Below are 18413 nucleotides of genomic sequence, written 5' to 3' on the forward strand. Positions count from 1 at the left end.
ATAATGGAAATTATGTTTTAATTGGGGGTAAGGACGATGAATTGCATAAACTCTAAAAGGGCATTTTTGCTATTTATTGCTGTTGTGTCTTTAATAGTTATATACCTTATATCAGGAAAATTTCAATCAACAGACAAAACACATACTTTGACGGATTGTTCTAATTCCACGGACAATATAAAAAAGGATGGCGTTGCCAATAAAAAAGGTGGCAATAGTTATGAATCTAGGGAGATTGACTGGTATAAATTTAAACCTGTTTCAAAGAGCTATTGGAATATTAGCTTCATTGATAATAACAAATGTGAAATAAAATCAAATAGATATAGACAAAGTGAAAAGAGAATTCTTGTTGTGTTGCAGGAAAAAATAGTTGATTCAACGGTAGGCTCCATTGATGGTATAAATCCTTTTGAAATCACATTAAATAAAATATTGGATGTTTTTGCAAAAGATAAAATAGGTTGTACATTAACGGTTTTTTGCCTGGATAATAAGAATATCCATAGGAAGATGGCATTATTAAACGAATTGAATGAGACAAATAAAAACAGTAATATATTTGATTTGATCATTTCAATAGGATCTGAATCGACAGATTTCTTATATAAACAATATAAAGGGAATATACCTGTTGTGACTGCATGTTCCAAAGATCCAGGTTTAATGGGGTATTTAGGAAACAATCAAACCCGAAAAAGTAACTTTGCATTTACTTCTCTCAATGTACCTGTTGATATACAAATAAATCAGTTAAAAATTATCTATTCGCCGGAAAATGGAAGGGAGGAATTGAAAAATATAGCGATAATTTATGATGTAGACAATGATAGTGCTATAAAAACCCAGGTAAAGCCTTTGGAGCAACAAGCCAAATGTAATAAAATAAAAACATTTAAAGTTGGGATTAAAGAAGAACAAGACTTAGAGACAAATATGAAAAAAGTATTGGGTGGCATGAAGGCAACAGATAAGTACTTGGAAAAAAGTTTATTCTGGATTACAGGCTGCACGAAATTATTTGACAAAATAAATTTGATTAACAAATATTCTGAGAAAGTACCTGTTTTAAGTGCTGTCCCTGATGTGGTAAGGGCGGGTGATGAGAGTGCAATTTTATCTATCGGAATCAGTTTTGAGAACAATGCATGTTTAGCTGCACAATACGCTGTGGATGTATTAAGAGGGTCTGATCCTGGGAGAATGGAAGTAGGTGTTATTTACCCGCCTGATATGGTTATTAATTTAAAAAAGGCCGAGGAAGCTAATTTTAAAATACCATTAGGTTTTATCGAAAGGGCAAATTTAATATTTGATTATACTGGTAAAAAGGTAAGGGAATTTGGAAAAAATATAAAAACAATAAAAGTGGAAGTTCATTAAATAGCAAAGATAGGAGGATCATCAGCAATGAATATCTCCAGTAAACCAATCTCAAAATACATTCTTAAAGATCCTAAAATTATTATTAAATCGGTGTTGCTTATATTGGTACTGGCTTTATCAGTTATTTTCATCTATCAAATAGATCAATATTTATCCAAAATTAAAGAAATTGAAGATAATGCTAAAGAAAAAATAGTTAAAGCCAAAACGCTGGATGCTATTTCCCAGCTTGATAACGAGTTTTCCCAATTAAAGGATATCGCTGAAGATCTAGCAAAAAAATTATCTGACAAACTGAATGATTCAAGTATAACAAATCAAAATGAAATTGATTATTTATTGAAGGAAAGCATTAAGGAGAAATTGGGTTCAAAGAGTAAATTCGCAAATGCCGTTGGTATAGCATATAAAGAGGGTTATGGCAATTTGTTTTCCCGAATATTGCGTAGAAGAAAAGGTGACATTATAACCATGAGGAAAGGCTATGAAGAAAGGCCGTTTTTTTTTGAACCTATAAAGGAAAGAAAGGGTGTATGGATTGAGCCGCATGTTGGTGTTGAGAGTGAGGATTTGATAATAGCCTACAGTACGCCATTTTATAAGAAGACAAGTAAGGGATTACAGGCAGAACCCATAGGCGTGGTTTTCGTCAATTATTCATGGAATGATATAAAGGAAATAATGCAAGAGATATCTCTTGGCAATACAGGTTATGGTTTTATTTTATCTCAAAAAGAAAAAGCATTTATTGCACATCCTCTTGATGAATATATAAGAAATCATATTAAAGTAGACAATATGAAGAATGATGGCAGTTTGAAGAAGGCTATAAAGAAATCTCTAAATAATAATGAAAAGGACAAAACAGAAATTATAGATTTTGATAATAATGGTAATGAAGCATGGCTGTTATGTGATAAAATTCCTTCTACCCAGTGGACTTTTGGTGCTGTTTTCATAAAGAATGAAATCATTGATGTTAAAATTGTCAGGCGATTACTTATAAATATAATTATATGTCTAATTATCTTTCTTACCATTTTGAACTTTTTAATATTTAAAATCTATATTTTTAATATTAAATATATATGGAGAATAGCTATTATAACAGGCGTTATTCTAGCTGCTGGAATTGGTGCCATATGGTTTTTGTCCTATACCAAACAGGATAACGAGATTTCTGTTGCCCCAATGAATAACGAAAAATTAGGAGAAATTCTGAATGATAATAAGGTTACTAAAATACCTGTTGGGTTGGATATTCAGTCAATTGAGTTTTCCAATGCAAATAATGTTGAAATTAAAGGGCTCATTTGGGAAAAAATTAATGATGAGAGTCAAACTGTAAAGTTTATTACAAATGATGATAAGAAAATTGAAGAGTGCAAAATTGAATTTTTGGATGCTGTTTCCGAGCCATTCGAATTTATCTTAAGAAAAAATAAATACATTTATTGGTCATTCAAGTGTAAATTAAGTCAGAATTATAATTATAAAAAGTATCCTCTGGACTCAAAGATGATAAGGCTTAGAATGATTTTTAAACAAAACATTGAGCAAAATAAAGTTATGCTTACTCCGGATATGAGTTCATATATGTATACAAACTCTTTATCTCTTCCCGGAATAAATCCCCATATAGTGCTTGCAGGAATGACTCCAACAAGGAGCTATTTTGAATACAATTTTGATTCATCTTATTTTAAGACTAATGATCAGATTCATGACCAGACTGATGATTTCCCAGAACTTGATTTTACCTTTTTTGTGCAGAGGAGTTTTTTAAACCCATTTATATCAAATTTATTACCTTTATTGATTATTGCTGGTATTATATTTACAACTCTTCTGATGCTCACAAGGAAAAGAGTCTCTAGAGATCTTCATGGTCAATTATCTACACAACTTATGGCATCTTGCGGTACGATGGCGTTCTCAGTCATTATGGCACATAGTCAATTGAGAGGCAGTCTAATTATAAAGGATATCATGTACCTTGATTGGTTTTATTTTGTAATATACATAATAATATTGTTTACTGTGATTGATGCATATTTGTTTTGGACAAGGCCTGAATCTTCATGGATAGTATATGAGAATAATATTGTTGCAAAGCTGATTTTCTGGCCGTTCTTATTAGCTTCATTCTTCATAGTTACTTTGTGTGTCTTGTATTGATGATACTAGTTAATATGAAAAGATATGAGAAAATTATACTAAAGTGGAGGCGTATTAAAGTGTAAGGAATAGAAAACAAATAATGTATAAGTTTGGGTCTTAATCCTCGTGTTTCTTCGATTTAACTATTAGATTAGATTGAAGGGGCATGAGGATTTTTGTTCTTTAAGGTTGACAAAGTATTATCGACTTAATCATTTTTTATTGTCTAAGAGATTATGGTTTATTATACCACTAAAATTTCTCATGACAACAATTAATATTGCAAAATTGCGAGCGATTATGTTCTTGAAAGTTCTAAAGCGTAGATTTATGAAAGGAATCCATTAACTATAACTTAGTAAAATAATGATGGTGAGGTAATTAATTATTAAAACATATACTTTTTTAATTCCATTTTAATTATTGTACCCTAATACCTCTCTTTCAGCATATATTAAGGCATGATTGAAAAATTACTTCTCGTTTTGAACGTGTGTTCACGAGTTAAGTGAACACGAAAGCGAAATTATACGGGAAGTTATATTTTCAACATGACTAAGTATCTGAATTTAGCATTATTTACTAATACTATAATAATCAAGGAGCTGAATTGGCAATGTGTGGAAGAAAGGTAGTATCAATAATTATATGCATTCTTTTTTTAATTTCCACGGTTACACTGAATATTGTACCAGTATCTGCAAATGATAATGTTCACGAAATAATCATCGATTCAGGAGATATTTTTAATAATTCAGAATGGAAAGGGAGTTATTCTCTGCCTGTAGGTGAAAAGGACATTTTTAGTGTTAAGTGTGAAATGGCAGAAGGAAGCATTGATGATGGTCAGTATAAAGAAGTATTGAAAGAATGGGATCTTAAAGGAAATACTGTTTCTTTTTCGGTGTATGGAGGTACCCCGGAAGAAGTTAAATTAAGTCATGTTGTAAAGAAAAATTTAATTGATGTATGGGTATTTCCTGAAACAATTATAGTGATGATTAACGGTAAAGAAACAGTATGCTATAAATACGGAGAACCTAAAGATGGAAAACAGCAATATAAAAGTGTTAATCAGGTAAATAAAGAGACAATAGTAGAAAGAACTATTGGAGAGGTGGGTGTTTTTCCTGAAGAGATAGCACAGCTTTATGAGGGAAAACTTGTAACTTATAAAATATCAGGAGAACGTGACGGAGCTTGGCAGGATTATGAATATATAATAGAAACCAAGTACAAGTATAATCATAAGATAAAAATTACTTATACAGACAATTTTGCACCTGAACTGGTTGAGATATCTACTCCCTCCTAAAAAGAATAATCCAAGTGAGCCTTTAAGGTTTAAGGGCATAGTTCCATTTAAAGGTCTTATAAACGATAAGAATATTGGAGATACAATAAAAATCAAGTATTCTATTAATGTTTTTAATGACAATATAGTCGGAAATTCTATTAATGGAACAATAACCTCTGACGGAATGAATAAGGAGTTTTCGGGAGAGATTGATTTCAGCAAGCTGGCATTGACTGAAGGACCATTGTATAACATATATATTTGGGCAGAAGATTCCAAATCTAAAAGGTCAGGTATTGATAATCTTAAAAATGTATTCACTTTTGTAATTGATAATACAAATCCTAATGCACCAATAATTATACAGAATCCACCAAACAATATACCAACCAATAAATCTGTATCTGTTACAATGGAAATATACGGGGAAGACGGCGACATTCAGTACAGGCTAGATTCTTTTGAGGATTGGAAACCTTATTCACCATTTAGTGTGGATAAAAATCAGTCTATACTAGGAAGAGTTATTGACAAAGCTGGTAATATTGGTCTTGAAGCAAAAATAATGGTTTCCAATATTGATACCCAAAAACCTTCCATAATAATTGAAACATATAAAGTTGACATTGGAGTTGTGGAGGCAGAAATTCTAACAAATGATAACTATGGATCAGGAATTGATACGGTTTTATATGCATTGTCAGATTCAATAAATTATATCCCTGAGGAAAAGAATTTTATTCCATATAACTTTAAATTTACGGTTAAGAAACAAGGTGTAACTGTTATTTGGGCAAAAGCTTTTGATAAAGCAGGAAATATTGCTGAGGCTAAAGAAATTTTAATGATTGAAACACCTACGCCTACTTCAACACCTACAAGCTCATATACACCAACCCCAACAGGATCTATGACGCCGACAGGATCTGTGACACCTACAAGCTCATATACACCAACCCCGACAGGATCTGTGACACCGACAGGATCTATAACACCGACAGGATCGGTAACGCCAACAGGGTCGGTAACGCCGACAGGATCTATAACACCGACAGGATCTGTAACACCAACAGGTTCTCCAGCAACACCAACCACTACAGCGACTTCAAGATCTGTGCCGCCATCACCAAATACACCAAATCCACCTATTTTTACATCTACCAGCACCCCTACCAATACCCCTACCAGTACAGTAACTGCTACACCAACGCCGACACAAAGTCATGTTATTTATGATTTAGCTGTGTATCTGACAGCCGATAAAAGAGTTTACAGCGAAGGTGAAGTAATTTCATTTACGATATATTATAAAAATAGAAGTGAAAAAGATGAAGTCAGTGATGTTTCATTAAAAGCTTTAATACCAAAATATACTACAGCTGAAAGCACTGATGGCGGTAAAGTAAATGGAACAACGATAGAATGGAATCTGGAAAAGCTAGGCAAAAATGCAACAGGTAAAAAAGAATACAAAGTTAAGGTAGGTACACTTGATGTCAAAGAGGTAAAACTTGAAAACATTGCATCAATTTCTGGATTTAATACTCCAATTAATAACTATGATGACCAATCGGTGTATAGTTTCATGTTATGTTCAGCCAAGCCACCACAACCTCCTACAGATAGTGAAAATTACCACCAGCACTATATTATAGGATATGAGGATAATACCTTCAGGCCTGAAAGAACATTGACAAGAGCTGAGTTTGCTACAATTCTTGTTAGAATTTTCGGCTTTAGAGAAGAGCTGCCGGGAGAATTTATATATAAAGATGTTTCTAAAACCCATTGGGCATACAGTATAATTTATTCTGCTACAAGGAATAATCTGTTCGAAGGTTATCCCGACGGAACCTTTAAACCTGAATCTCCAATATCACGAGCTGAGCTTAGTACAGTAATTGCAAGATATTTAAAGGTAAATGAAAAAGTTGAGCCATTTGAACTTCACTTTAATGATATATCAAAACATTGGGCAAAGAACTATATTGAAGAAGTATACAGACTTAAATTGATAGAAGGTTATGAAGACAGTACCTTTAGGCCGGATTTGAAAATAAACCGTGCTGAGACTGTTACCATAATAGACAGATTGTTGTTCCGCGGACCACTAAACGGTGCAACTGTACCATTTAAAGATGTTTTGATAAAGCATTGGGCATATGGATATATAGCTGAAGCAAGCCTTGATCACTATTATGTCAGAAATAAAGATGCCCTAGGCAGTGAACGTATCGTAGATAAGAAATAAATTTATGAAACTGTGAGAAGTTAGTGTAAAAACAGACCTTCTCACAGTTTTTTTATTTTTCGCGAAAACGATGAAGGTTGACAATTTAATGTTAGTACACTCATTTTGATATGACAGAATTATTTGATAATACCTAATACAAAATGATTGTGAGGTGATAGAGTGGGATTTAGTGTATGTGGAGGAGCAACTCTTCAATGCAGCTTTGGTTTGGCTCCTGGAACTTTGATAATAACACCGCAAAACAAAGTCCTTACAAGTATGCCCATTGCTAATATAATGGACAATAAACCGCTATTAAATATCATGCCATTCGGTATGTGCCAGTCCATAGCAAACCCTGTAGTAGCTTCCGCAACAGCAGCAAAGCTGGGTGTTTTGACACCAATGCCCTGTGTACCATGTACTGTTGCACCATGGACACCAGGTTCGCCCACAGTTATGGTAGGTAATATGCCTGCACTAAATAATTCTTCAAAGCTTATGTGCAACTGGGGTGGAGTCATTCAGATAATCAATCCGGGCCAATCAACAATTATGATACCGTAGTACTAAATAATCATATATACAATTCATGCAGTTGAGTTTAAGAATTGAAATGTGAGGATTGTAACTGGAAGTTCCTGCATAGAATCCTTGCGAATCAATTAGACAAGGAGAATTTTTATGAAACTGAATTCAAATCAAACATTAAAAGTTTTTCTTAGTATTGTACTTGTTAGTATATTGTGTTGCTGTATTATGTTGTGTATTTATACAGAAGTTCCTTTTAATGATAGAGGATGTATTGTTTTGGGTGGTATAGTATTGCCTTTTTTAATGTTAATGGGATTGGTTTTGGATTCATCCAATAGTATGTATAAAAAGTTAAAGAACCATATTACGAATTTGGAAAAGGTACAAAAGGCATATGAACGTTTTTTCCCAAAGCAATTCATGTACTATATGGATAAAAACGATATTACCGACCTTAAACGTAAGGATTATAAATCTAATGCAATGGGTGTTATGGTAACAAGCATATGCTCCTATTATACCTTTTCGAGAGATATGACAGATGAAGAGCGATTTGAATTTATTGATGAATATATTAATAATATTGGACCTGTCATTTATAAAAAAGGCGGTTTTATAAGCAAGTTTACAGGTTGTGGTGCAATGGTGCTGTTTCCTCAAAAGGATAAAACTGATAATATTCTGGATACTGCCCTATCTATACAAAAAAATATAAGAGCAGAAAATGATGATCGTATTAAATTAGGTGAAAAACCCTATCAAATTGGAGTAGGAATACATGTAAGTGATAGTGTGCTCCTTGGGATTGTGGGTTTTAAGAGCAAGGCTGCCAATGTAGACCGGCTGGAATTAGCAATTTTGGATGAACAGGTAGTGTTAACCGAATCTATTCAGAATGCTTCACAATTGCTTGGAGCATCAGTACTGGCTACAGAAAGTATTATAAAGAATCTGGAACATCCTGAAAACTATAAGTACCGTTATTTAGGACTGGCACTATTTGAAAGTATTCAACAAAAAATAGAAATCTATGACGTTTACCAGGAAGACGATGAAGAATTAAGAAAAGCAAAGGAAAGTACAAAGAAGCAATTTGAAGAGGCCGTATTATTATATCAGAAACAGGAGTTTAAGAAAGCAAAAAATATTTTTATTGAAATTGTCAGCAATAATGATAGGGATCTAGCTGCAAAAATGTATTATTTCCTTTGTGATGAGTACTCTTACATGGATAAATTGCCGCAAAATTGGGATAAGCAAATAAACTTATGATAACTATTCAAATTTTTAATTAAGGGGTGAGAACGTGACAGAAGTTAAAAAAGATATTAATAAAAGTCCTGAAGAAGAAAATAGCAATAATCAAAAAGGAAAAACTAAAGGGCCAAGTATCATAGATTACTACCAGTTTGGGAAATTTCTCATATCAAAAAAATTAGCAATCATTATTCTGATTATTTCTATTATTTTGCTCATTTTATGCTCCTTTCTAGTTTTTATATTTATTAAAGCAAAAAAAGATAACTCTCATAATAATATAAGTGATTACATTTCCATGTATGGTATGACTTATGGTGAAATAAAAAAGAATCTTAAAAGCAATTACAAAACCGATTTTACAACAGGTATAGAAGGTGATTGTTTATACTTAACATGTAAAGATAAAGGATTAACCTTTGTTTTCGATTGTGAACCATATTACAAGATTCTTAAGGATATAGAAAAAGTTAAGGCATCTAAAATTATATTGTGGAACTATGAAGAATTTGCTGGTGTACCTTATGGTAGTAAAAAGGAAATTTTTGAGGAAAAGATAGAAAAAACAAAAATTTCAGGTTTAACTCGTATTATGGATGAAGATCGAATAGCAATTTCCATGATTGAAAGCTTCACAAAAGAAAAGTTGTTGGATAACTTGAAAAATCATAGTTTATACATTATGCGTTTTAATTATTATGAATACTGTTTGGAAGCGGTATTTCAAGATAGAAATGGAAAAAGTTCATATCTTATCATATCAAAATAACATCATTTAGAAGCGAGGTATACTTAAAATGAAAAGAACAAAAAAAGTATTGATTTCCAATAGTAAGTTAATAGTCTTGCTTTGTACTGTTATAATTATATTTCAATTTACTTTGATTAGCCCGGGTAAGGTTTTTTCACTATTACCTGATGCAGAACAGAATGAGTCAACACCAAGACTAAATCAGCTGGGTACTCCTGCACCAAGTGGAAAGAATGAAAGTACCACTATACCAACTAATTCCATTGAGCCAACCGTTGATAAAACAGAATTAATAAACTATTTAATAAAACCATTTAGGTATATGGGTTGTGATGGTGAAGTGATAATAGTTTTGCTCAATAATAGGTTAGAGGATATTGAAAAACAGAAAGATACAGAAACAAACATTGATAATACTAAAAAGCTTGATAATGCCAAATATGAATTTACAATAATTAAAGAAAAAATAGTAGGGCTGGAGAAATGCAAAAAATCGGCACAGGATTTTATAACAAAAGCTAAAAAGGCGCAAGATGATTCATCACAGTTGCAATGCTTGTATCAAGGATTAAATATACTAAGTAAAATAGTGGATTTTGACAAGGAAGATAGAGTAATTAAAAAGGAGTGTTTGAATGAAGCTATAAAAGGTAACTATAGTTGTTATTTAGATAGTATAAACAATTTGGTAAATCAATATATTGATATGCTTGAAGAATGTAGAGGATATTATAAAGAGAAAATAATCGGAAGGCTAGTGGAAAACGGTAAGCATGAGTGTTTCCCAACGGAAGTCTTAATAACAGATAAAATAAGCCATAAATTCGAATATGATATAGTAGCCAGGAATAAAGAAAACTTTCTTATAGCATTACATACTGTTGCAGATATTATTAATGGGAGGGCGATATGGGAGGATAATAATAATCAATATAGTATTGTTAAAGGGTTGAGATCATTGACATTTACAAGAGTGACTGTATATAAAGAAAATAAAAAAGAGGAAGAAATCAAACACTCTGCTGTAATCATTGATGGTTATACATATGTTCCGATAGAGCATATAGCAAAAGAATTTAATTTATCTTATCTATGGATAGAAAAGGAGAAAATTTTGATTATATTTTAACATGCCTAAGTATACCGGCCCAAATATATGGTCGGTATATTTTTTTTGTCTTTATAGTAATAATTTGTAATTATTCTAAATATATCATATAATAAGCGTAGATGGTAATAGGAATCATTTGCAAAAACACAGATTATGAGGGAGAAATAATTATATGATAAAAATTGATGTGATTTCAGGCTTTTTAGGTGCTGGAAAAACAACACTGATTAAAAAAATGCTTCAGGAAAAGCTGCATAATGAAAAAATAGTTATTATTGAGAATGAGTTTGGGGAAATTGGAATTGACGGTTCTATTCTAAAAATCTCCGGGTTGGAAATAAAGGAAATAAATTCGGGTTGTATATGCTGCTCACTTGTAGGCGATTTTGGGAATGCAATTGAGGAGGTTGTTACAAGGTTGAAACCTGATCGGATCATTATTGAGCCTTCGGGTGTAGGAAAATTATCTGATGTAATTAAAGCATGCAGAACCCATAAACTTAAGTACCTATTTGAAATAAACATATTGGCAGCAGTTGTTGATGTACTTAAATTTCAGATCTATATTAATAATTTCGGAGAGTTCTTTGAAAACCAGATTAAACATGCCAGAACAATATTTTTAAGCAGGACTCAGAATATAGATGAAAAAAAGGTGGAATCAATAGCTGCCTCAATTCGTAAAATTAATAGCAGTTCCAATATTGTCACAACACCATGGGATAAGCTGACGGCTGAACAAATTGTAGCTGTATCGGAGCAGGATGCAAGAATTGCACTTGAAAATCAAATGCCCATTAGAAATGCAGTAGTATTAAAAAGACACAAAGACGGCTGTAATTGCGGATGTCACTGCAAAGAAAAGCATGAGCACAAGGCTGATGAGGTTTTTGATGTATGGGGAGTGGAAACACCAAAGGTGTTTGATGAAGGAAAGCTGAAGAAGCTTATATTAAGGCTGGAAAGCAAAAAAGACTTTGGAATGGTCTTAAGGGGTAAAGGTATTTTACAGGTTGGCTGTGATAAATGGATTCAGTTTGATTATGTTCATGGAGAGACGCAGATAAATGCTTCGAGTGCCGATTACACGGGACGGATTTGTATTATTGGAAGCGGCTTGAAAAAGGATGCTTTACATAAATTGTTTGAACTTTAGAAAATTATATTAAGGGGTTGTCAAAGTGAAGACTCAAATTGATATATATACAGGATTTCTCAGCTCTGGGAAAACATCTTTGATAAAGCAGGTTGTAGCTGGAAAACTCAAATCAAAGGAAAGGATATTGCTTATACTTAGTGAGGCAGGGGAGGAAGAGATTTGTGAAGACAGCTATCCCTATGGTAATGTCTACATAAAAAGAATTCTAAGGGATGAAGTGTTAGAAGCTGCTGTGGTAAGTGAAGTGTATAAGAAGTATTTACCAAATAGAATAATAATTGAGCAAAATGGAATGTCAAGCCTTAATGAGCTTCTTGATGAGTTGGAAAAAAAGGAGGTTCGCAGGCTCTGTGAGATTGGAAATATAATCAATGTGGTTGACTGCCGAATGTTTGACATGCTTATGAGCATTACTGGTGCAACGCTAATTGAGCAGGTAACAAACAGTGATATTGTTGTTCTAAACTATGTATCAAAGGTTTATGAAGATAGGGTCAATAATCTTCTTAGGACAATCAAGACCCTAAACAAATCAGCGGAAATATTGAAAATAGATTTACCGGATGACTATGGAAAATACTTGGAAGACACGGGTATTAAGAATAGCGAAGAAAGCTTCATGAAGAAAGCTTACAATATGGTTTTACCAATACTGTTTATAATAATTGCAGCATACTTTCTGAAAACTGTCTTAATTGTCAGTGAAATTGATATTATAAGTATGGATATGTCATGGCTTCAGGGGTTTAATACAATATTTATTAGCATACTGATGCAGGCTTTCCCATTCCTTTTAATTGGGGTATTGGTATCATCCGTTATTCAAGTTTTTGTATCAAGGGATATGATAGTTAAGTATTTTCCAAAAAGTAAAGCGTCATCTTTTATAGCTGCTATTATTGGAGGACTGTTTTTTCCTGTATGTGACTGTGCAATAGTACCTGTTGCTTCACGCCTGGTGAAAAAAGGTGTGCCTATCTATACGGCTGTGACTTTCATGCTTGCGGCTCCTATTGTGAACCCAATAGTAATTGCATCAACACTGTATGCTTTTCCGGGTCAGCCTATGTTAGTTGTATATAGACTGTTTCTTGGAATTACAATTGCAGTAGCATCAGGGTTTATGTTCTTGTTTTTTCCAGATGATGAGAAAAAGCTGATGACCGGCTATGAAAGTCTAATGTGCAACTGTATCTACTGTAACACTGCTGCTTCAACGGATGGGATAGTGAATAAAATTTCATCAGTATTCAAGCATGCAGGGGAAGAGTTTTTTGATGTGGGCAGATTTCTTATAACAGGTGCTTTGCTGACAACTATTTTTCAAACTGCAATTCCTAAAGACCTGCTGCTAGAGGTTTCAAATTCAGGCATTGTTTCCCTTGTACTGATGATGGCTGCTGCTGTTATACTTTCGGTATGTTCGTCATCTGATGCTTTTATTGCAAGAAGCTTTGCAAACCACTTTTCAATGGGATCAATTATGGGATTTTTGGTTTTGGGCCCTATGGTTGATATTAAAAATATACTGATAATGCTTGGAAGTTTTAACAGAAGGTTTGTAATGAAATTTATACTAATTGTTTGCACATTGGCATTTGCAATTCTTATGCTGTTTGCATCATTTTATGTCTAGGAAACTATCTTTGTGATTTATTTGAGGTATAAAGGTATGAAAAATATTAAGAATTTTAGCATAAACATAGAAGCAGTAATAAAAATAGCTACGTTATTAGGATATGCTTTACTGTTTTACATGGTAATCATATCAGGGAATGCCAAATATTATGTCCATCCTAGAATTGTACCATATATGGTATTTGGAATTTTAGTGTTTATTTTGATTTCATACTTCATCTCGGATGAGCTATTGCGGCCAAAGAGGCAAAGAAACGCCATATGGAGATATGTATTTTTTATTATTCCATTAATACTTGCTTTTTCCATACCTCCCAAAAACCTCGAGGTCGATTCCATCTCCCTAAGCGGAAATTATATACGGGACAACTCCCATAAGGAAGCAGAGCACTATAGCAGCCAAGGATCAAATGGCACTAATGAATCAGAAAATTATAATGATTATGATGATAAGAATGATGATAATGTACCCAGTGAAACGCCTTCTCCCAATGGATTGGTTATGAATAATAACACAGTTATTATGAAGAGTGAAAACTTTATTCCATGGATAGAGGAATTATATAATAACCTGGTTAGGTACGAAGGAAAAAATATTGAGGTAGTAGGATTTGTCTTTAGGGATAAGGAATTTAACCCAAGTGAGTTTGTGCCAGCAAGATTCACTATGAGCTGCTGTGCAGCAGATATGCAGCCTGTGGGTATTTTATGCAATTATGAAGGAACGGTAAACCTTAAAAAGGATTCATGGGTCAAAGTAACAGGGAAGATACTAAGGGGTGAATACAAAGGTCAAATAATGCCATACATAGATGCAGAAACTGTTGAACCTGCACAAAAGCCTGAAAATGAAATAGTTTATTGAGGATTTATCCCCTTATTTAATCCCCAATACAGCCTTAAGATCCTTTATCCTGAGCCTGCTTACAGGAATATCAAAGGTTACATCCTCAAGATTCAAAATGAAATTGTTATTAAACATTGGAGAGATCTTAGTTACATAACGCAAATTAACAAGATAACTTCTGTGACACCTGAAAAAGCCCATGGTTCCAAGCTTTGCTTCCAAATTATCCATCATTTCCTTTGTCTTAAATTTGCCGCTGGTTGATACAATGATGGTTTTGCCTAGTTGGGCTTCGAAGTAATATATATCTGATATTTTAATGAGGTTTATATCCTCGTCATCATATGCAGGAAACCTTTCTGAGTCTTGCTTTAAATTCTGGTCTATCCGATTAAGTTTGTCGATAATTGAACTATTCTTGCTGGTATTCTTAATATTAAAGCTCAAAAGTCGTTCTACAGCACGGTCAAGCCTGTCTCTATCAACAGGTTTTAAAATGTAGTCTATTGCATTTAAGTCAAATGCTTTTACAGCATAATCATCATAGGCTGTGACAAATATTATTTTTATATTGGAATGTAGTTCTATAAGTTCTCTTGCAACATTTAGTCCATTAATTACTGGCATATCTATGTCTAAAAATGCTGCATCGAATTTGATATTTTTAGCTTCCTCCAGTGCGGTAACAGGGTCATCGAAGGTTGCAGCGATTTCAATACCCTGATGTTTTTTTAGAAGGAACTCCAATTCATCTAATGCAAATCTTTCATCATCAACTAATATAACTTTAACCATATATTTTTCTCCCCTTATAGAAACTAACTTGTCAAAACAAATTTAAATCTTTATTCCCTTTGGAATTTTAAAGTAAATCTTTGTTCCCTTACCCATCTCGCTTTCTATATTAAGTCCGCTGCCAAAACATGTTATGAGCCTTTTATTAACGTTTACAAGACCAATACCTGTTGTCTTTGTATTTTCATTAAGCAGCACCGGTATTAGCTCATTTGGAATACCGTTTCCATCATCTTCTACAGATACAAATATATGATCCTCCATATCCTTTACCCTCATGAAGATAGTACCGCCTTCCCTTTTTGGGAGAATACCATGCTTGATTGAATTTTCAACAATAGGTTGTATGATAAGATGAGGTACATTTTGGTCTACATCGTCAATATCATATTCCGTAAGTATTTTAGTCGGATAACGTGCAGTCATTATGTATATGTATGATTTTACCATATTTATTTCCTTTTTTAAAGAGATTGATTTTTCTATGCCTTTAAATTTAAAGGTTTCACGAAGGAAGCTGCTGAGTTCAAATAAAAGCTCTCTTGACTTTTCTGGGTCTGTCCTTATAAGGGACATGATCACATTTAATGTGTTGTATAAAAAGTGAGGTTTTATCTGGGCTTGAAGGAAGTTCATTTCTGCTGCTACGGCTAAGTCAATTGATTTCTTGACCTCCAAAAGGTTCTGGATTCTGGCTTTAAGCTCCTTGTCGTTGAAGGGCTTTGTAAGGTAATCGTTTGCACCTGCCTCAAATCCGGCTAAAATGTCGGCAGGTTGGTTTTTAACAGTTACAAGGAGAATGGGAAGGTCATACATTTCATATTTTTCGCGAAGTTTTCTGCATACATCATAACCGGACATCCTAGGCATCATAACATCAAGAATAGCAATATCAGGTTTTGTGCTGCCGTCAATGGCTTCCAGTGCATTTTGACCGTTGGTAGCAGTGATGATATTATATTCCTCCTTGCGGAACATGTTTTGAAGTATTCGAAGATTTACCGGTTCATCATCGGCAACTAATATGTTAATTTCCTTTTCTTTACTATTCTTATTATTTACAACACTTGCTGCGGCAGTTTCCATAACAGTTTCAATATTGGCTGATGATTTTATAAATTTATTGTTTTCTGATTTTTCCAAGCTAAGCTGCAGCGTAAAGATAAATTTTGAACCGCTATTTGACTCTGTCTGGCAAGACTCTGCCCAAATGGTGCCGCCATGCAATTCAACAAGCTTTTTAGTTATACTAAGTCCCAGGCCGGTTCCAGTGTTAGTAATTGATTCAACGTCTTGGACCTGCTCAAAAGGAACAAAAATTTTTTCAAGCATATTATGAGGGATTCCGATACCGGTATCTGAAACGCTTATTTCCACAAAGCCGTCTTTTACTGAAGCTTCTGCTGTTATACTGCCCCTTTCGGTAAACTTAAGTGCATTACCTACAAGATTGTACATAATCTGAAAAAGTCGGTTTTCATCTGCATAAACATTTATTGATTCATCATTAACAGCATTTTTTAGAATAAGATCCTTCTCTCTGGAAACAGGCCTTAATACAGCAAAGACAAGGTCTACAATCTGCCAAAGATTGATGGTTTTAAGGTTTAATACAATATCGCTGTTTTTCATTTTTGCAAAGTCCATGATATTGTTAACAAGCTCGGTAAGTCTTCGTGCACATGAAACAATTAAAGACAGGTTTTCCGAGTCTTTAGAAGACTTTTGAATTGACTCATCAAGCATGGACTCCGCAATACCGATAATACCATGCATGGGCGTTTTTAATTCATGAGCGGTATTTACAAGAAAATCATCCTTCAGCTTGTCCAAAATGAGAAGCTTTTCAGACAAATGCTCAACCTTTGTAAAGGTTTTTGTAAAGTTAATTGCCAACCGCACAGATAAAATAGTTATGAAAATGAACCAGCCGAACTTGTTTAAGTTTGTATAAACCTTGTCAGCTTTGTATATAATATCCATTATATCTGTTATAAAAAGGATTGCAAGGCCAAAAAGTATCAAAAGTGCGTCTTTATTCTTTCTCTGTATTTTTAGGAGAAAGTAGACGACATACAGGGAAGAGATTACAAATATGATATTGTATGTTTTTATAAGTATACCTGCATAGCTCCATTTATTCAAAATATAAATTATGAATACTGAAGATATGAAAACCATAGATATAATCTTTGCTGACAAAACTATTTTTCTATGCATTATATTTGGATATAGAGCATCAAGATAAGTTATTATAAACAATAAAACCATGAAAGTATTGATTTCAAAAATCAAGTTATATACATTTTTATTTAGATTGGGGAACAAAAAAAATAAAGGAGGATCCTTTGGCAGGCAAGATGTATATACGGCTGCAGCAAAACTGTAAAGTGCTGTATATAGATAAGGCTTTTCCTTTCTTCTAAATAAAAATATCATTAAATGATAAAAGCCATAAAAAGTATTATGAATATTATTGGGAGGCTTAAAGTGAAATTCTTGTATTTAAAATTAAGTATTTGTTCTTTTGTTCCTAATAATATATCTTTAGGATTAAAATCATAAGCATGGACCACTATATCCACAGTACCACTTTTTATATCAATGAAGTCTGCAATATTAATGCTGTTAACGGTAAGTGTATCTTTAACCCAGTCTGTATCGGGCATTTTGTTAACACCGTTAATCCAAATGTTGTAATCCTGGAAGTTGGATACAAAAATTCCTAGGACTTTTTCACTATTATTGAGAAGGATTTTAAGCCTATAGGTTGATGGCGAATTAACGCCTCTTACACTAGGAACTTTGGCATATGTATGTAAAACACTTGAAGTTTCCAGTTCAGATGGTGACAAAATAACTGAATCAAAGAACTGCCAATTCCCATCAAGGCTGACATAGCCATCGTTTTGAAAATTCCAGCTCCTTAAATCATAAATCCCGCCCTTAATATCAGGTGAAGGCTTGATTTTTGTGCTGCAACCGCCTAAAAATAAACTTATTAATATTATTATAAAAAGTATATATGATTTTTAGTTTTCATAATTGTTATCATCTTTTAATTTATTTATGGGATTTTGAGCTTGCCAATATTCTATAATAATTTACCATGAATGTCTACGAATTTATATAACCAAGAGGTTATGTCAAAAAAAGCATAATCTTATATAATTTTATATAAATTATAAAGCCTTCTTCTATTTAATGTATTATTATTATATAATAAACAAAATCGCTTGCGATTT

Annotated in this window: 14 protein-coding genes; 11 read left to right on the forward strand and 3 right to left on the reverse strand. The window is 33.1% G+C overall.

What is annotated here, in order from left to right; all coding sequences use genetic code 11:
• Positions 1-36 precede the first annotated feature (36 nt).
• The 11 genes from Bccel_RS02850 (at position 37) to Bccel_RS02900 (ending at position 14391) form a co-directional block, all read left to right on the forward strand.
• Entirely contained in the window at positions 37-1383 is a 1347-nt protein-coding gene (locus tag Bccel_RS02850; protein WP_036943906.1) for an ABC transporter substrate-binding protein, read from the forward strand.
• 27 nt (positions 1384-1410) lie between these two features.
• On the forward strand, positions 1411-3564 hold the full coding sequence (locus tag Bccel_RS02855) for a PDC sensor domain-containing protein (RefSeq protein WP_036943904.1): 2154 nt from the start codon (positions 1411-1413) through the stop codon (positions 3562-3564).
• Between the two features lie 598 nt (positions 3565-4162).
• Entirely contained in the window at positions 4163-4861 is a 699-nt protein-coding gene (locus Bccel_RS02860) for a hypothetical protein (protein WP_036943902.1), read from the forward strand.
• The gene (locus Bccel_RS29495) at positions 4839-7094 is read left to right on the forward strand and encodes an S-layer homology domain-containing protein (RefSeq protein WP_036943901.1); all 2256 of its coding nucleotides are present in this window, start codon (positions 4839-4841) and stop codon (positions 7092-7094) included. The genes Bccel_RS02860 and Bccel_RS29495 overlap by 23 nt, the downstream gene beginning before the upstream one ends.
• 162 nt (positions 7095-7256) lie before the next feature.
• Positions 7257-7643 (forward strand): DUF4280 domain-containing protein, encoded by a 387-nt coding sequence (locus Bccel_RS02870; RefSeq protein WP_036943899.1) that lies wholly within the window; start codon positions 7257-7259, stop codon positions 7641-7643.
• Between the two features lie 117 nt (positions 7644-7760).
• Positions 7761-8882, forward strand: a complete 1122-nt coding sequence (locus Bccel_RS02875; RefSeq protein WP_036943897.1) for an adenylate/guanylate cyclase domain-containing protein — start codon at positions 7761-7763, stop codon at positions 8880-8882.
• 34 nt (positions 8883-8916) lie between these two features.
• On the forward strand, positions 8917-9636 hold the full coding sequence (locus Bccel_RS02880; protein WP_036943895.1) for a hypothetical protein: 720 nt from the start codon (positions 8917-8919) through the stop codon (positions 9634-9636).
• 28 nt (positions 9637-9664) lie between these two features.
• Positions 9665-10747, forward strand: a complete 1083-nt coding sequence (locus tag Bccel_RS02885; RefSeq protein ID WP_036943893.1) for a stalk domain-containing protein — start codon at positions 9665-9667, stop codon at positions 10745-10747.
• A 154-nt stretch (positions 10748-10901) separates the two neighbouring features.
• Positions 10902-11885, forward strand: a complete 984-nt coding sequence (locus Bccel_RS02890; protein WP_036943892.1) for a CobW family GTP-binding protein — start codon at positions 10902-10904, stop codon at positions 11883-11885.
• A 25-nt stretch (positions 11886-11910) separates the two neighbouring features.
• Entirely contained in the window at positions 11911-13524 is a 1614-nt protein-coding gene (locus Bccel_RS02895; RefSeq protein WP_036943890.1) for a permease, read from the forward strand.
• Positions 13525-13560: 36 nt separating this feature from the next.
• A complete protein-coding gene (locus Bccel_RS02900) occupies positions 13561-14391 on the forward strand; it encodes a TIGR03943 family putative permease subunit (RefSeq protein WP_036943888.1) in 831 nt (276 codons plus the stop codon).
• A gap of 12 nt (positions 14392-14403) precedes the next feature.
• Here the strand turns inward: Bccel_RS02900 and Bccel_RS02905 are convergent, their stop codons facing one another.
• Genes Bccel_RS02905 through Bccel_RS02915 form a run of 3 tightly spaced genes read right to left on the reverse strand, consistent with a single transcriptional unit; the run spans position 14404 to position 18023 of the window.
• Positions 14404-15168: a LytR/AlgR family response regulator transcription factor gene (locus tag Bccel_RS02905; RefSeq protein WP_036943886.1), complete on the reverse strand. Its 765-nt coding sequence runs from the start codon at positions 15166-15168 to the stop codon at positions 14404-14406.
• 42 nt (positions 15169-15210) lie between these two features.
• The gene (locus Bccel_RS02910) at positions 15211-17607 is read right to left on the reverse strand and encodes a hybrid sensor histidine kinase/response regulator (protein WP_050753032.1); all 2397 of its coding nucleotides are present in this window, start codon (positions 17605-17607) and stop codon (positions 15211-15213) included.
• Complete coding sequence (locus Bccel_RS02915) at positions 17607-18023, reverse strand: hypothetical protein (protein ID WP_050753033.1); 417 nt, start codon at positions 18021-18023, stop codon at positions 17607-17609. Before Bccel_RS02915 ends, Bccel_RS02910 begins: the two co-directional genes overlap by 1 nt.
• Positions 18024-18413: the final 390 nt, after the last annotated feature.

It is taken from the genome of Pseudobacteroides cellulosolvens ATCC 35603 = DSM 2933, assembly GCF_001262605.1.
Lineage (GTDB): Bacteria > Bacillota > Clostridia > Acetivibrionales > DSM-2933 > Pseudobacteroides > Pseudobacteroides cellulosolvens.

What these genes read in the sequence shown, in the direction of transcription:
- Bccel_RS02905 (WP_036943886.1), bottom strand. Translation starts at nt 15,168, where the DNA reads ATGGTTAAAGTTATATTAGTTGATGATGAAAGATTTGCATTAGATGAA.
- Bccel_RS02900 (WP_036943888.1), top strand. Translation starts at nt 13,561, where the DNA reads ATGAAAAATATTAAGAATTTTAGCATAAACATAGAAGCAGTAATAAAA.
- Bccel_RS02890 (WP_036943892.1), top strand. Translation starts at nt 10,902, where the DNA reads ATGATAAAAATTGATGTGATTTCAGGCTTTTTAGGTGCTGGAAAAACA.
- Bccel_RS02860 (WP_036943902.1), top strand. Translation starts at nt 4,163, where the DNA reads ATGTGTGGAAGAAAGGTAGTATCAATAATTATATGCATTCTTTTTTTA.
- Bccel_RS02885 (WP_036943893.1), top strand. Translation starts at nt 9,665, where the DNA reads ATGAAAAGAACAAAAAAAGTATTGATTTCCAATAGTAAGTTAATAGTC.
- Bccel_RS02875 (WP_036943897.1), top strand. Translation starts at nt 7,761, where the DNA reads ATGAAACTGAATTCAAATCAAACATTAAAAGTTTTTCTTAGTATTGTA.
- Bccel_RS02850 (WP_036943906.1), top strand. Translation starts at nt 37, where the DNA reads ATGAATTGCATAAACTCTAAAAGGGCATTTTTGCTATTTATTGCTGTT.
- Bccel_RS02910 (WP_050753032.1), bottom strand. Translation starts at nt 17,607, where the DNA reads ATGATATTTTTATTTAGAAGAAAGGAAAAGCCTTATCTATATACAGCA.
- Bccel_RS02855 (WP_036943904.1), top strand. Translation starts at nt 1,411, where the DNA reads ATGAATATCTCCAGTAAACCAATCTCAAAATACATTCTTAAAGATCCT.